The 14,694-nt window shown below is 59.7% G+C and carries 14 protein-coding genes; 13 read left to right on the top strand and 1 reads right to left on the bottom strand.

Annotated features, from left to right (window positions below; all coding sequences use genetic code 11):
- The first annotated feature begins 642 nt into the window (after positions 1-642).
- The 5 genes from fucU to E9954_RS14295 all read left to right on the top strand — a co-directional run bounded on the left by fucU (position 643) and on the right by E9954_RS14295 (position 5,940).
- Positions 643-1,077 (top strand): L-fucose mutarotase, encoded by a 435-nt coding sequence (gene fucU / locus E9954_RS14315; protein ID WP_136079832.1) that lies wholly within the window; start codon positions 643-645, stop codon positions 1,075-1,077.
- Between the two features lie 67 nt (positions 1,078-1,144).
- A complete protein-coding gene (locus E9954_RS14310; protein WP_136079831.1) occupies positions 1,145-1,765 on the top strand; it encodes a histidine phosphatase family protein in 621 nt (206 codons plus the stop codon).
- Between the two features lie 45 nt (positions 1,766-1,810).
- Positions 1,811-3,316 carry a xylulokinase gene (locus tag E9954_RS14305; RefSeq protein WP_136079830.1) on the top strand — a complete coding sequence of 502 codons (1,506 nt, stop codon included), beginning with the start codon at positions 1,811-1,813 and terminating at the stop codon, positions 3,314-3,316.
- Between the two features lie 209 nt (positions 3,317-3,525).
- Positions 3,526-4,560, top strand: coding sequence for a galactitol-1-phosphate 5-dehydrogenase (locus tag E9954_RS14300; RefSeq protein ID WP_136079829.1), 1,035 nt, complete (start codon positions 3,526-3,528; stop codon positions 4,558-4,560).
- Positions 4,561-4,626: 66 nt separating this feature from the next.
- Complete coding sequence (locus E9954_RS14295) at positions 4,627-5,940, top strand: D-tagatose-bisphosphate aldolase, class II, non-catalytic subunit (protein WP_136079828.1); 1,314 nt, start codon at positions 4,627-4,629, stop codon at positions 5,938-5,940.
- A 54-nt stretch (positions 5,941-5,994) separates the two neighbouring features.
- Here the strand turns inward: E9954_RS14295 and E9954_RS14290 are convergent, their stop codons facing one another.
- Entirely contained in the window at positions 5,995-7,161 is a 1,167-nt protein-coding gene (locus E9954_RS14290; protein ID WP_136079827.1) for a deoxyguanosinetriphosphate triphosphohydrolase, read from the bottom strand.
- Between the two features lie 77 nt (positions 7,162-7,238).
- On the opposite strand from E9954_RS14290, the gene E9954_RS14285 reads away from it, so the two are divergent.
- From E9954_RS14285 to E9954_RS14250, 8 genes are read left to right on the top strand one after another with little or no spacing between them, the layout of a single operon-like run.
- Positions 7,239-8,000: an RDD family protein gene (locus E9954_RS14285; protein WP_136079826.1), complete on the top strand. Its 762-nt coding sequence runs from the start codon at positions 7,239-7,241 to the stop codon at positions 7,998-8,000.
- A gap of 7 nt (positions 8,001-8,007) precedes the next feature.
- Complete coding sequence (locus E9954_RS14280) at positions 8,008-8,616, top strand: hypothetical protein (RefSeq protein WP_136079825.1); 609 nt, start codon at positions 8,008-8,010, stop codon at positions 8,614-8,616.
- Positions 8,609-9,154, top strand: a complete 546-nt coding sequence (locus E9954_RS14275; protein WP_136079824.1) for a hypothetical protein — start codon at positions 8,609-8,611, stop codon at positions 9,152-9,154. The genes E9954_RS14280 and E9954_RS14275 overlap by 8 nt, the downstream gene beginning before the upstream one ends.
- A gap of 2 nt (positions 9,155-9,156) precedes the next feature.
- Positions 9,157-9,471, top strand: coding sequence for a hypothetical protein (locus E9954_RS14270; RefSeq protein WP_222847182.1), 315 nt, complete (start codon positions 9,157-9,159; stop codon positions 9,469-9,471).
- Complete coding sequence (locus E9954_RS14265; protein WP_136079823.1) at positions 9,468-11,174, top strand: DUF4129 domain-containing protein; 1,707 nt, start codon at positions 9,468-9,470, stop codon at positions 11,172-11,174. The genes E9954_RS14270 and E9954_RS14265 overlap by 4 nt, the downstream gene beginning before the upstream one ends.
- Positions 11,158-12,303 carry a DUF4350 domain-containing protein gene (locus E9954_RS14260; protein ID WP_136079822.1) on the top strand — a complete coding sequence of 382 codons (1,146 nt, stop codon included), beginning with the start codon at positions 11,158-11,160 and terminating at the stop codon, positions 12,301-12,303. Before E9954_RS14265 ends, E9954_RS14260 begins: the two co-directional genes overlap by 17 nt.
- Positions 12,304-12,305: 2 nt before the next feature.
- A complete protein-coding gene (locus E9954_RS14255; protein ID WP_136079821.1) occupies positions 12,306-13,271 on the top strand; it encodes an AAA family ATPase in 966 nt (321 codons plus the stop codon).
- A 17-nt stretch (positions 13,272-13,288) separates the two neighbouring features.
- Positions 13,289-14,608, top strand: a complete 1,320-nt coding sequence (locus E9954_RS14250; RefSeq protein ID WP_136079820.1) for a DUF58 domain-containing protein — start codon at positions 13,289-13,291, stop codon at positions 14,606-14,608.
- Positions 14,609-14,694 lie beyond the last annotated feature (86 nt).

The following is a 14,694-nucleotide window of genomic DNA, read 5'->3' as shown; positions in this document are numbered from 1 at the left end:
GCATGGACGTCGGCGGCACCGTCAAGCGCCTCTTCAAGAACGCCACCTACATCGAAGGCGTCGTTGCGCAGACCTTCTACGTCGGCGCGCAGATCATGTGCTGGACGTTCATCGTGCAATACGGCTCGATGGAGCTCGGCCTCTCCAAGGCCACCGCGCAGAACTGCAACATCCTCGCGATGGTCATCTTCGTCTCCAGCCGCTTCGTCTGCACCTTCCTGATGCACTACATCAGCTCCGGCGCGCTGCTCACCATCCTCGCCTCCGGCGCGATCCTGCTGACCACCGGCACGATCTTCGTGGAAGGCTACGCCGGGCTCTACTGCCTGATCGGCGTCAGCGCCTGCATGTCGCTGATGTTCCCGACCATCTACGGCATCGCGCTCGACGGCCTCGGCGACGACGCCAAGCTCGGCTCCGCCGGGCTGATCCTCGCCATCGGCGGCGGCTGCATCATGACGCCGCTGCAAGGGCGCATCATCGACCTGCCGGCGATCGACCTCGGGTTCATGGAGCTCGCCAGCGTGCGCGCGTCGTTCGCGCTGCCTTTGATCTGCTTCGTCGTGATCGCCCTCTACGGCTGGCGCACCTTCAGCATCCACCACAAGAAAGAAACCGTTTAAACCACCAAGGAGAAAAACAATGCTTAAAGGAATCAACCCCATCGTTAGCCCCGACCTGTTGAAGATCCTGTCCGAAATGGGACACGGCGACGAAATCGTTCTGTCCGACGCCCACTTCCCGGGCCATACCTTCTGCCCGAAGAACGTCCTGCGCGGCGACGGCCTGCAGATTCCGGACTTGCTCGAGGGCATCATCCCGATCTTCGAACTCGACAGCTATGACGATCCGCTGATCATGATGGCCGCCGTGGAAGGCGACGAGCTCGATCCGCAGGTGGAGGCCGACTACATGGCCGCCATCAAAAAGGATGCCCCCGACGCGCCGGCCGTTAAACGCATCGGCCGCTTCGAGTTCTACGATCGCGCCGAAAAGGCCTATGCCTGCGTGATCACCGGAACCACCGCCAAATATGGCAACATAATCCTCAAGAAGGGTGTAACGCCGATTGGGTAATCGTTAACGAGTAATTCGTAATGCGTAATTTTCAATGGTTACGCATTACGGGTTACGCATTATTTTCATGAAAACCATCTACTTTATCCGGCACGCGCAGAGCGAAGCGAACCTCAAGGATATCCTGGCCTCGCGGCAGGACTTTCCGCTGACTGAAAAGGGCTTGGCCGACGCGCAGGCCATCGCGGCCGAGTTTGCGGCCATCGGGAAGCTCGACCGCATTGTCTGCTCTCCGCTAACCCGTGCGCAGCAGACGGCGCAACCGATCGCGGAAGCCTTCGGGCTCGAGGTCGAAACGGATGAGCGGATCACCGAGCAGGAACTCGGTGTTTTTGCCGGGATGACCTACGCCGAGCTCGACGAACGTCCGGACTACATGCACGACCGCACCCGGCGCTGGACGTGGGTGCCCGAAGGCGGCGGCGAATCCTACGAAATGATCGCCCGGCGGCTGGAACCCTTTTTCGCAGACCTCGCAGACTTCGAAGGCGGCCATATCCTGTTCGTTACCCACGCCGTCACCATGCGCATGATCAAGGCAACCCTCGAACAAACCCTTCCCGAATACCCCCGCGAAATCGCCAAGAACGGCGAGATCTGGAAAACCCAATTTACCAGACTCGGCGAGACCCACACCGTCGAATCCATTTTTCTAGGAGATGCCAAGAACGCCGTCTCCCGCGCATAATTACGCATTACGAGTTACGTATTAAAAAAACCAAAGGTTTTAAAAATGGCCGAATATATCATTAGTGTGGACGTCGGAACATCAAGCTGCAAGACCGTGCTGTTCGATACGGATTTCAATGTGGTGGCAACGGCGCGCAAGGCGTACGATACCAGCTATCCGCACCAGGGCTGGGCGGAGCAACCCGCCTACCAGTGGTGGCGCGCGCTCAAGGAAAACACCAAGGAGATGCTCGAAGCCAGTTCCGTCGATCCAGCGAAGGTCATTGCCGTCGGTATCGATGCCTTTTCGACGACCGTGCTCCCGGTCGACAAGGACGGCGACCCGCTTCGCCCGGGGTTGATCTGGATGGATCGACGCGCCTCGAAGCAGGCCGACTGGATTGCCGAAAACCTCAAGGAAGAAACCTGGGAGATCAACGGCAACGTTTCCGATGCGGGCAACCCGGCGCCGAAGATCATGTGGATCAAGGAGAACGAACCGGACGTCTACGAAAAGACCCACATGTTCCTGCATGCCAATGGCTATCTGGTCTACAAGCTGACCGGCGAATATTCCATGGATAAATCCGAAGCCGGCCTTTCCCAGTTCTGCAACACCAAGACCTGCGAATATTCCGATGTGCTGCTCGAGGGGTGCGGCATCGACCGCGAAAAACTTCCGCCCATCTACAACTGCACCGACGTGGTGGGCCACGTGACCGCCGAGGCCGCCGCTAAGACCGGCCTGCTTGAAGGCACGCCGGTCATCGCCGGTTCCATGGACAACGTCGCCGCCGGCCTTGGCGCAGGAGTTTCCAAGGGGGGGGAGGTGTTTATCTCCGGCGGAACCGTTACGACCAACAACGTTTGTTTGGACGAACCGAAATACAACAAGAACCTGCATGTCTATCCGCACATCGTTCCCGGAACCTGGATTACGGCCGGGGGGGTCGATTTTGGCGGCGCGGGCATCAAATGGTTCAACGAGGAGATTCTTGAATCGAAGGAGGGCTATGCGCATCTCGACCAGTTGATTGATTCTTCGGTCACCGCGAAAAGCTCCGTCATCTTCCTGCCCTACATGGTGGGGCAGCGTTGCCCGATCTGGAACGACAACACCTCCGGGGTTCTCATGGGGCTCAAGCCGACCACCAACCGGCAGGATCTGGTGCGCGCATTAATTGAGGGAACCACCTACGGCTCCCGCCATGTGCTTGGCATTGCCGAGGAGGAGGGCGTGGAAATCAGCACCGTCAAGATCACCGGGGGCAGTGCCAACTCCGCCACCTGGGTGCAGATTTTCTCGGATGTCATCGGCAAGCCGATCGAGATTCCGGGGGCCGTCGATCTTCCGCCGCTCGGCATCGCCATTGCCGCCGCCTATGGCGTGGGGGCCATCAAGAGCTTCGAGGAAGCCATCGGGAAGATTGCCGTTCGCGCCCACTTCGAACCCAACGCCGAAAACCACCGGTACTATGGCGAAATGTACGGAGTCTTCCGCAACCTCTACGAAAACATCAGGGGCGAATACGACGCCCTCGCCGCGATCGACCGAAAGTTCGGCAAGTAGGCGAAGTCATTTGACGGGATAACAGGATGAACTGGATTTCTTGCAACGGCAAATTGAAGCAAAATAATTTGGTGCAAAATGAGGAACTGTCAATGCGCGCGGAGAGACCAACATTTTGCATTAAATGATTTTGCAAAAACATCCCGTCGATCCAGTAATCCGGGCTAAATATTTTATATAAGAAGAGCAATTAACCCTTGGAGAATTCTATGAGAGCTGCATTGCGAAAAGGCATCAAGAACGTCGAAGTCATCGAGATGGAAAAACCGTCCCCCGCCGCCGATGAGGTGCTCATCGCGGTGAAATCCTGCGGGATTTGCGGGTCGGACATTGTCCGCATCCAGGAAGAGAATCCGCGCTGGGACGAAATCGTGCTGGGTCATGAATTTGCCGGCGAGATTGTTGCCGTCGGCGAAAGCGTCGAAGGGTGGAAGGTGGGCGACCGCGCCTCCGCCGCGCCGCTCATGCCGTGCATGAAGTGCGACAAATGCGCCCAGGGCAACTATTCGCTCTGCAAGGGCTACAGCTTCATCGGTTCCCGCGTTCAGGGGGCGTTCGGTGAATTCCTGCGCGTTCCTGCAAAGAACCTCGTCGCCATCGGCAACCTTTCCTACGACCAGGCCGCATTCATCGAGCCGATCACCGTCTGCCTGCACCCGATCCTGCGCCTCGACAACCTGCTCGGCAAGGATGTCGTCGTAACCGGTGCCGGCACCATCGGTCTGCTGGCCATCCAGATTTTCAAGGCCATGGGATGCCGCGAAATCGTTGCCTCGGATATTTCCGAAGGGAAGCTCGAAATGGCGAAGGCCATGGGCGCCACCATCGTCTGCAATCCGATCACCGAGCCACTCGAGGACGTTTGCGCGCGCGAACTTGAAGACGGTGCGCATGTCGTATTCGAATCCTCCGGCGCCGGTCCGGCCAAGATTTCCGCCATGCAGGTCGCCCGCGGCCGCGGCTCCGTCCTGCTGGTGGGAACGTCGCATGCGCCGATCACCTTCACGGCCCCGCAGTTCGAGGCGATCACCCGCAAGGAACTCAATGTGGTCGGTTCGTGGATGAACTATTCCGCGCCGTTCCCCGGTGCCGAATGGACGACCGCCGCTTGGATGATGGAAGCCGGTCTCGTGAAGGTTGACGGCCTCCAGACCCACACCTTCCCGGTCGAGCAGATCCAGAATGCCTACGATGTCATCTACAACAACGAAGAGTTGTGGGCGAAGGTGATGATCAACTTCTAAATCGCTTCGCGATTTAGAAGATCTCAAATCTGACATTTCAAATCTTAAATCTCCGAAGGAGTAATAATGAGCGCTGTAGATAAATATGTACAAATCCTGGCCGACAACCGCGCCGGGAAGGGGACGGGCATCTATTCCGTCTGTTCCGCCCAGTCCACCGTTTTGGAAGCGTCCATGCTTCAGGCGAAGCAAGACGGTTCCATCCTGCTGATCGAGTCGACCTCCAACCAGGTGGACCAGTTCGGTGGCTATACCGGCATGAAGCCGGCCGACTTCGTGGCCTATGTCCATGGCATTGCCGATAAGGTGGGCTACAGCAAGGACGACATCCTGCTGGGCGGCGACCACCTCGGTCCGAATGCCTGGCAGTCCGAAAACGCCGAGCCGGCCATGGCCAAGGCGCTGGAGCTGATTGCGGAATACGTGAAGGCCGGCTATCAGAAGATCCACCTCGACGCCTCCATGTTCTGCGCCGACGATGCCGGCGACCGCCATCAACCGCTGGCCGACGAGATTGTTGCTTCGCGCGCCGCCGCCATGGCCAAGGTGGCCGAAGAAACCCACGCGGCGTTTTGCGCGGGCCAGCCGAAGCCGGTATACATCATCGGCACCGAGGTTCCGATTCCCGGCGGTGCCCAGGAAGAGGAAGAGACCGTCACGCCAACAACACCCGCCGACGCCATCAAAACCATCGAAGTCACCAAGGCGGCGTTCGAGGCCGAAGGGCTGGCCGATGCCTGGCAGCGCGTCTATGGCGTTGTGGTTCAACCGGGCGTCGAGTTTGGCGACGACCAGGTGTTCCACTACGACCGCGAGGCCGCCAAGGGCCTCAGCGATGAAATCATGAAGCAGGATCGTTTCGTCTACGAAGCGCACTCCACCGACTACCAGTCCGAAACCGGCCTTTCCAAGCTGGTGGAAGACCACTTCTGCATCCTGAAGGTCGGACCGTGGCTGACCTTCGGCTACCGCGAAGCGCTCTTTGCCCTGGCCATGATCGAAGAGGAAATGCTGGCGCCACGTGGTCTTGAAACCTCCAAACTGCGCGAAACGATCGACGCGGTGATGGTTGAACAGCCGAACTACTGGAAGAAATATTATCCGGGCGACGAAGCCACGCAGGCGTATAAGCGCAAGTATAGCTTTTCCGACCGTTCGCGCTACTACTGGCCCAACGAAAGGATCCAGGCGGCGGTTGCGAAGCTGGTGGCCAACTTGAAGGAAACCCCGATCTCGTTGTCGTTGCTCAGCCAATACATGCCCAACCAGTACAATGCGGTGAGCGAGGGCAGCATTGCCAACGACGTGGAGGAAATCATCATCAACCGCACGCAGGACGTCATCGGCATCTACGCCCGCTCCTGCAACATGTCCAAATAACCCGCCCGCAAGGGCGTTGCACGAGGCCGGTTCTCCGTCGGGAGCCGGCCTTTTCTATGCCCCCAGCCCGTATTTCTGGTATTCCTCGATGGCGTAGCGGTCGGTGCAACCGGCGACATAGTCGCAGACCGTGCGCCATAGGCCTTCGGTTTCGATCCGCTCCTGGGCCTTGTTCCCCATGGTTGCGGGATGTCCGATGTAGTGCAGGAACAGCTTGCGCATCATGGCAACGGATTGCTTGGTGGCCTCGGTCACCCCTTGATGGTAGTAGAGGTTCTCGAACATGAAGGCGCTGAATTCGCCGAGGATGCTTTTCATCTCCGCGCCAAAGTCGACAATGCGCCGCGGAGCGGACATGACATCGCGCATGGATTGCGGGTTGAATTCGTCGAGCGCCCGGTTTGCGTGGTTCACCACATCGACCACCTGCAATTCGAGCATGGTGCGGATGGTGGCGCGCAGGAACTGGAATTCGGAAAGGTTGGCGTAGCGCGCCTTGGTTTCGGCGGCGGCCCGTTGCCAGAATTCGGTGGTTTCGAGTTGCGCGAGGGTAACGATGCCGGCTTCGAGTCCGTCGTCCACATCGTGCGCATGGTAGGTCATGTCGTCGGCCAGGTCGGCAATCTGGGCTTCGAGGGATTGGAACGGGCCGATCGGGTGGCCGTCGAGCGCGGCACCTGCGCTATGCGCCTCGTGCTTGAGCAATCCGGCTCGCACCTCCCAGGTCAGGTTGAGCCCGCGGAAGCCGGGGTAGGGCGACTCCACCACTTCGATGTTGCGCAGGCTCTGGAGGTTGTGGTCGAAGCCGCCTTCGTTCTTCATGAGGTCGTCGAGCACCTTTTCACCTTCGTGGCCGAACGGGCTGTGGCCGAGGTCGTGCGCCAGGCAGATGCTTTCGGTGAGGTCTTCGTTGGCGTTGAGGATGCGCGCCAGCGTGCGGCCCACGGCGGACATTTCCATGGTGTGGGTCAGCCGCGTGCGGAAGTGGTCGGCGGTGCCGTTCACAAACACCTGGGTTTTGTATTCGAGCCGGCGGAAGCAGCGGCTGTGGAAGATGCGGTCGCGGTCGCGCGCGAAGCACGAGCGGAGCGGGTGGGGGGGGTCTGCGTGCTTGCGGCCGAGGGTGTCCGCGCTTTTCGAGGCGTAGGGGGCGAGTCCGGTGGTTTCCAAATCTTCTAGCTCTTTTCTGGACGGTGTTTCGTTTGTTTTGTAGTTTGTCATTTCTTTATACAGTCAGTTGTCGGGGCAGTTCATGTGTTTTAGGTGGGAATGTCAATTCGTTAACTAGGGGGAGTTCGATGCACTGGTATTATGTGAAGGATGGGGACAAGGCGGGGCCGATTGCGGATCGCGACTTTCCGGACTTTGTGGCACGGGGGGAGGTCTCCGATGAGACGCTCGTTTGGAACGAGACCATGTCGGATTGGATGCCCTACGGGAAGGTGCCCGACACCCTGGCGGCTGGTATTGCGCAGGCGTCGGTTTCAACCGGGCCGACCTGTTCCATTTGCGGCAAGGAGTTCGCCGCCGACCAGTTGATCGATTTCGAGAACGCCCGGGTTTGCGCCGGCTGCAAGCCGGACTTTATCCAGCAGATCAAGGAAAACGCGGAAATCTCCGGCGAAACCGTCATGCAATATGCCGGCTTCTGGCGCCGCTTCGGCGCGGTGTTCATCGATGGCATCATCATGTATGTCGCGAACCTGCCGATTGGTTTTGTGCTGGGCATCATGATGCCGCTGCTGACCGATGGAAGTGAACCCGGCGCCATGTTCTGGGTCGCGTTTGCCGTCATGTATTTGTTGCAGCTGCTGATTCCGGCGCTCTACATGATCCTGATGCACGGCAAGTATGGCGCAACCGTGGGCAAGAAGGCGCTGGGCATCAAGGTGGTCATGTCCGATGGCAGCCCGTTGTCGTATGGCCGGGCCACGGGGCGCTACTTCGCCTACATCCTCAGCGGCATGATTCTCTACATCGGCTACATCATGGCCGGCCTCGATGACCAAAAACGCGCCTTGCACGACCATATGTGCAACACGCGGGTAATCTATAAATAGGCGCCCGATGAACCGGTTCTGCATCAAATGCCCAACGTGCGGACACCCGTTCGCGGCCCATCTCTACAACCATGGAGATGCGGCCGCCCCTTGCGATGTATGCAAAACCAAGCTGACGATCCATGCGCTGCCGGCCCTCTACCGGCCAATCGGGAAATCGGCCGAGGCGCTGGAGGCCCGGCTCAGCGAAGCGGTTTGTTTCCACCATGCCGACAAAAAGGCCGAGCAGGTGTGCGATGATTGCGGGCGCTTCCTTTGCGGGTTGTGTTCTTTGCCGATTGGAGAGGAAACCCTGTGCGCATCCTGCCTGGGGCTCCGTCGCAAATCCGAGGGCATGCATGCCCTGAAGCCGAAGCAAATGCGCTTCGACAAGCTGGCCATGATGCTTTCCGTGGCGTCCGTGGTCATCATGCTGCCCATGTGGTTCACGGTGGTGGTTCCCATGGGCGTTGCCCTGGCCGGCATCTATGTCGCCATTCGCTATTGGAAACGCAAGCCCGAGCTCGCGGCCGGGTTCCGGGCCCGGATGGTGGTGGCGATTCTTCTCGCCATCGGCTCCTCCGCCGGCTCGGTGCTGTTCGCCCTGTTCATGTTCAGGACCCTAACCCATGGATAAGTCGGTGGCATACGAAACGTTTTCGCGCCGGACCGGGGCCGTGGTTGCCCACCACCGCATGTGGAAGGCCCCGGATCATCTGATGGTGGTCAAGGAGTTCGGCTGCGCCGAGGAATACAAGCGGTTCTACTTCACCGACATCCAGTCCATCGTCATCATGCGCACGCCGGTTTATCTGTTGTGGGCGTTGCTCTTGCCCGTGCTGCTGCTGTTCATGGTGGGTTTCATGTTTTCAGTTGAAAAAGCCGGCTTCCTGGTCGGCTTGTCTTGTGCCACCCTGGTCATTTGGTTCATCCATATGCTCAAGGGCCCCACCTGCAAATGCTGGCTGCAAACCGGCATCAACCGGGAGCGCCTGCACATGTTCAACCGGGTATCCGCCGCGAACCGGTTCTGGAAGCGGGTCGAACCCCTGCTTCGGGCGGCCCAGGGCGAGTTTTCTCTCGAAGAAATGGAGGCCGAGGGAACCCGCCCGGTGATTACTGCGAAAAACACGCCGCCTCCAATCCCCTCCGTGGCGCAAGTCGAGGCGGTTTGAACGTGGCAGACCTGCATCAAGCCAAATGCTTCCATCACCTCGCACGCGAGGCGGTGGCCCGGTGCCCGGAGTGCCGCAACTATTTTTGCCGCGAGTGCGTCACCGAACACCAAGGCCGCCTCGTATGCGCCTCCTGCCTGCAGAGGCCCGAAGAAACCAAGGCCCGCAAAACCGCCAGCGTGTGGAACCCCATTGCAAACACGTTCAAGGCCGCCTTCGGCATCCTGCTGGCCTGGATCTTCTTCTATGCCATCGGCCAACTGCTCCTGCTCATTCCCGATTCGTTCCATTCCGGCAACATCTGGAGGTCGGTGTGACGCGCCGGGGAAAAAACAGCGAGACCGAAGGGGCGCTCGACCTCATTGAGCGCGCAGTCCATCTGTTGCGCGCGGTGCCGCTGCAAACCATGCTGTTGTTCCAGCTCGGTGCCATACCCTATTTGCTCGGCATCCTCTTTTTCCTGGCCGACATGTCGGCCAGCCCCTTCGCGGGCGACCGTTGCGCCGGGGCGGCGCTCGGCGTTGGCCTGCTCTACATCTGGATGCGAACGTGGCAGGCCTTCTTTTGCCAACGGCTCTCCAGCTTCCTGATGCAGGCGCAAGGCGAGTCCATCACTCCAAGGCGCTTCCTGCGGATGTACCGGTTCCATGCCATCTATTCCTCCTGGGCGCTGGTGCTGGTTCCGTTCTCGGCCATCGTGGCCATCCCGTTCGGCTGGATCTATGCCTATTTCAACAACCTATGCATTGTTGACCCAACCGCCGGCAGGGAGTCCACCGCCACGGCGCGCTCCATGGCAATGCCCATGCCCCTGCAAAACCACACCATGGTTGCCGTGGTGGTTGGCTTTGCCTATTTCGTGGTGCTCAACCTCATTACCGTGCTCGCCTTGGCTCCGGGTTTGCTCAAGTCGCTGCTCGGAGTGGAAACCGAGTTTGCGCGCAGTTGGTACTGGCTGGGCAACACGACGTTCTTGGCCATCGTGGTGGGTTTGGCCTATCTCGTGGTGGAGCCGCTGGTGAAGGCCGTCTATGTGCTGCGCTTCCATGCCTGCCAATCCATCGAGACCGGTGAAGACCTGATGACCGACCTCAAGCGCATACCGCCGCGCCGCCGCGCGGCCGGAATGGTGCGCACCGGACTGATGGCGTTGCTGTTGTTCGGGACAACGGAACAGGCTAAAGCCTGGACTACATGCACCAATGAAAACACTGCGCAATCGGAAGATGCATGTAGTCCACCCTTCAGGGTGCCCGGTAACCAGGAAACCATCGATAGCTCGGAGCTGGACGAATCGGTCGACCGCGTCATGAAAAACCGCGAGTTCACCTGGCGCATGCCGCGCGAGTTTGTCGAATCGGATGAGGAGAAGGGCTTTTTCGGCACGTTCATGGATTCGGTTTTCACGTGGATGGAATCCACCGCCAAATCCATTGGCGAAGCGTTCGAGCGTTTTCTCGAATGGCTGGGCGATCGCTTTACGCCCTCGCATCAGCGGAAAGAAAAAAGCAGCGGGCTTGATCCTGCGTTTTTCAAGGGTTTGTCCGTCCTGCTGTTGATCATCCTGTTGGGCGTCCTGGTTGTTTTTCTGGTTCGGGCTTTCCTGGTACGCCGGGCGCCGCCCCCCAAGCTGGAGGAGGCGGAGATGTCTACCATCAAGCTGGATCTCGACGATGAAAACGTGATTGCAACCATGCTCGCGGAGGACGAATGGATTGCCATGGCGCGCGAGCTTTCCGCCCAGGGGGACCTGCGCAAGGCGATGCGTGCCTGGTTCCTGGCCGGGCTGGCCTTGCTGTCGCGCAAGGAACTCTTGGCCATCCTGCACTCCAAGTCGAACCTCGACTATTGCCGCGAACTGGATCGCCGCGCCCGCCGCTGCCCGGACGTCGTTCCGGTTTTCGGCGAAAACATAGCGCTGTTTGAACGGGCCTGGTATGGCCTGCATCCGGCAACGGCCGAGGATGTGGGGCTGCTGGAACACAACATGGAGAGGTTGCGCCATGGCGTCGAAGCGTAACGGAGCGTTGCTGCTGGTGGGGGCGTTGCTGGCCGGACTGCTCGGTGCCGGGCTCTACCAGCTTTTTGCCTTGCGTTTCGATTCCGGCGACATGTATCCACCCTATTCCTCGTTCCGCGCCGACCCGCAAGGCGCGAAGATTTTCTACCAATCGCTCGTGGCCCTTCCCGATGTGGAGGTCGTCCAGCAACTCAAGCCAATGGAGACCAACGATGTTTCCGGCACAACGGCGCTGTTTCTGGGGTGCAACAGCCAGTCGTTTTTGGACGATGCCGAGGAGGAGGTTGTCCCGTTCATCGAATCCGGCGGTCGGGCCGTGGTTGCATTCCGCCCGGTTGAGCCGCGCATCGGAAAACGGCAACCGGCGAGCTCCACCAACGAGTGCAGCTCCTGCGCAACGAATGCGTGCGACGAGTGGAGTGTCGAGCTGGAGCAATACACCCGCAAGGAGTTGAAGGAGCTCGATCAGGGAATATACGCCTTTTCCGAAACCGATGGGATGTATCCCATCCAGTGCCATTCCGCGCTTTGGTTCGGGGAGCTCGGCGAAGAATGGAACGTGCTTTATCGCTACCTGGAAAACCCCGTCGTGATCGAGCGCCAGTGGGGCGAGGGCACGGTGGTGCTCCTGGCCGATAGTTTCATCTTCTGCAACGAGGCGATGGTGACCGACCGGAGTACGGACTTCCTGGTTCGCCTCCTGGGTTCGCCGAAACGCATTCTGTTCGACGAGATGCATCTGGGCGTAAGCAGCCAGGAAGGGGTGATGATGCTGGTCAACCGCTACCGTATGCAGGGCGTCCTGTTTGCCTTGCTCCTGCTCGCCGGGCTTTTTGTCTGGCAGCGAAGCTCCAGCTTCATCCCGCGTCATGAAGACGATTCGGATTCGGGGAATATTGGAACCGGCGTCCGCTCGCTGGACGGTTTCACCAATTTGCTCATGCGGCATATCCCGCAGAAAAAGCTGATGGAGGCCATGATCCAGGAGTGGAAGGCAACCTTCCGGCGCACGCCCTCCATGCAAGGGCGGATGCAACGGTTGGAGTCCGAACTCAAAGGGATCGATAAAAGCAAGCACCCGGTCGAAATCCATAACCGGTTAACGAAGGTTTTGAACGAAAGGAAATAGCCATGGCGTATACGATTGAACAACTTCAGGAAGTGCTGGCGAAAGCCAAGGCCGAAATCGCCAAGGTGGTGATTGGCCAGGAGGAGGTGGTCGATAAGGCGCTCATCGCCATCGTCACACGCAACCATGCATTGATCGAGGGGGTGCCCGGCGTGGCGAAAACCCTGCTGGTGCGGACGCTGGCCAAGGTGCTGGGGTGCGACTTCGGGCGCATCCAGTTCACGCCCGACCTCATGCCGGCCGACATCACCGGAACCAATATCTTCAACATGAAGACCAACGAATTCAACCTGGTGAAAGGGCCCGTTTTCACGACCTTCCTCCTGGCCGACGAAATCAACCGTGCCCCCGCAAAAACCCAGTCGGCTCTGCTTCAGGCGATGCAGGAACGCTCGGTGACCATCGATTGCGAAACGCACCGGCTCTCCTCCGACTTCACCGTGTTCGCCACGCAGAATCCGTTGGAGTACGAAGGCACCTATCCGCTGCCCGAAGCGCAGAAGGACCGCTTCATGCTCAAGATCGCCATGGATTGCCTGGGTAAGGAGGAGGAGGTTGAACTGGCCAAGCGCAGCCTCGGTGCGGATGCTCCGGAAAATGTGCTGGAGTCGGGGGCGGTCCATGCCGTGGTTCCCGCCAACGAGCTGGGGCAGATGCGCGAGGCCCTTGGCGCGGTGGCCGTGCGCGACGAGCTCGTCGATTATGCCGTCAACATGGTGCGCGCCACGCGCGATGACGACAGCACGCTGGTCGGCGCAGGCCCGCGCGCCACCCAGGCGCTCATTCTGGCGGCGCGCGCCTATGCCGCCGTTCAGGGGCGCGACTTCGTGACGCCCGACGACATCAAGACCATGGCCGAACCCATCCTCTGCCTGCGCATCATCCTGCGCCCGGAATACGAGATTGAAGGCATGACCGTTTCCGAAATCATTGAACGTATCCTACAGGAAATCCCGGTGCCGCGTTGATCGTTCCTTCGAACAGATTGCTGGTTGCAACCGCCGCGGTCCTGGTGCCCTATGCGGTCGTTGCGGCATTTTCCCCGGCCGTGTTCCTGGCCGGAGCCATTGGGGTCGGGGGGCTACTTTTGCTGGTGCTGGCCGATGCGGCCGCAAGTAGTCGCCGCTTGGTTGGGGTCGAGATCGAGGCGCCCGGAATCGTGCGGCTCTCGAAGCGGGTGCAGGGGGCCATCGAATTGCGCGTGAAAAGTGTTGGCCGGTCGTTCAAGGCCATCCGCTTTGGGCTGCCGCTGCCGGCCAGCGTCACGTCCGACCGCGAACATTTCCGGATGGCGCTGCCGAAGGCGGATTGCTGGTACAAGCTCAAATGGATGGTCGAACCGATCGACTGCGGGAAATATGTGCTCGATAGCTGCTGCCTGGAAGTGCCTTCGGCGCTGGGCTTCTGGTGGGTTCGGCGCCTGGTGCCGGTCGATTCCGAAATGCGGGTCTATCCCAACCTCCGCCGCGAGCGAAAAAGCGCGGCGGCGCTCTTCCTCAACCGCGGCGACTATGGCGGCCACCTCTGGCGGCAGGTCAGCAAAGGGCGCGAATTCGAGAAGCTTCGCGAATATATCCCCGGCGACACCTATCAGGACATCCATTGGAAAACCACCGCCAAGCGCCAGCACCCCGTCACCAAGGTCTATCAAATCGAGCGCACGCAGGAAGTCTACGTCATTCTCGACTCCTCCCGCCTCAGCGCGCGGCGGGTGCAGGTGCCGGATACGGACGAGCAGGTCACGTTGCTGGAACGCTACATCGGTTCCGCGCTGATGCTCGCCGTCGCCGCGGAATCGCAGGGCGACCTCTTCGGCCTGGTCGAGTTCGGCTCCAAGCCGCATCTCTTTCTGAAGGCTTCGCGCGGCAAGGCGCATTTCGACACCTGCCGCAATGCACTCTACACCCTGTTGCCCGAAGAGGCCTCGCCCGATTTCGACGAGCTCGTCTCCTTCGTCCGCACCCGCCTGCGCAAGCGCGCGCTGCTGGTGTTCCTCACGAGCCTGGACGATGCCGCCGAAGCCGAGCGCTTCAAGGAGAGCATCCCGGTGCTGAGCCGCCACCACCTGGCCATCGTCAATATGATGAACCCGGAAGGCGCATCGCCGCTATTCACCGGCGAACCCGCCGGGGCCGTCGCCGAACTTTACGGTCGCCTGGGGGGCCATATTGCCTGGCGAAAACTGCACGAACTCGAACTCCACCTGCACAACATCGGCGTCCAGTTCAACCTGCTCGACAACGAACACCTCAGCGCCGACTTGGTGACACAGTATATGCAGATCAAACAACGCCAGCTAATTTAGAGGATGCAATTGAGAATGAAGAAATCAGAATTAAGAATGGGGGGTCTGCGACGCCTTTGTTTATTTAAAGGCCAACGCCGCCTGAG

The organism is Pontiella desulfatans, assembly GCF_900890425.1.
Classification (GTDB): domain Bacteria; phylum Verrucomicrobiota; class Kiritimatiellia; order Kiritimatiellales; family Pontiellaceae; genus Pontiella; species Pontiella desulfatans.
Note: the sequence above shows the minus strand (reverse complement) of the source record. Positions and strands in the feature narration are given on the sequence as shown.

Bases quoted from the DNA above. Each gene is read 5' to 3' on its own strand.
- E9954_RS14295 (WP_136079828.1), top strand. From the start codon at position 4,627: ATGAGCGCTGTAGATAAATATGTACAAATCCTGGCCGACAACCGCGCC.
- E9954_RS14290 (WP_136079827.1), bottom strand. From the start codon at position 7,161: ATGACAAACTACAAAACAAACGAAACACCGTCCAGAAAAGAGCTAGAA.
- E9954_RS14300 (WP_136079829.1), top strand. From the start codon at position 3,526: ATGAGAGCTGCATTGCGAAAAGGCATCAAGAACGTCGAAGTCATCGAG.
- E9954_RS14310 (WP_136079831.1), top strand. From the start codon at position 1,145: ATGAAAACCATCTACTTTATCCGGCACGCGCAGAGCGAAGCGAACCTC.
- fucU (WP_136079832.1), top strand. From the start codon at position 643: ATGCTTAAAGGAATCAACCCCATCGTTAGCCCCGACCTGTTGAAGATC.
- E9954_RS14260 (WP_136079822.1), top strand. From the start codon at position 11,158: ATGGCGTCGAAGCGTAACGGAGCGTTGCTGCTGGTGGGGGCGTTGCTG.
- E9954_RS14305 (WP_136079830.1), top strand. From the start codon at position 1,811: ATGGCCGAATATATCATTAGTGTGGACGTCGGAACATCAAGCTGCAAG.
- E9954_RS14285 (WP_136079826.1), top strand. From the start codon at position 7,239: ATGCACTGGTATTATGTGAAGGATGGGGACAAGGCGGGGCCGATTGCG.
- E9954_RS14275 (WP_136079824.1), top strand. From the start codon at position 8,609: ATGGATAAGTCGGTGGCATACGAAACGTTTTCGCGCCGGACCGGGGCC.
- E9954_RS14255 (WP_136079821.1), top strand. From the start codon at position 12,306: ATGGCGTATACGATTGAACAACTTCAGGAAGTGCTGGCGAAAGCCAAG.
- E9954_RS14280 (WP_136079825.1), top strand. From the start codon at position 8,008: ATGAACCGGTTCTGCATCAAATGCCCAACGTGCGGACACCCGTTCGCG.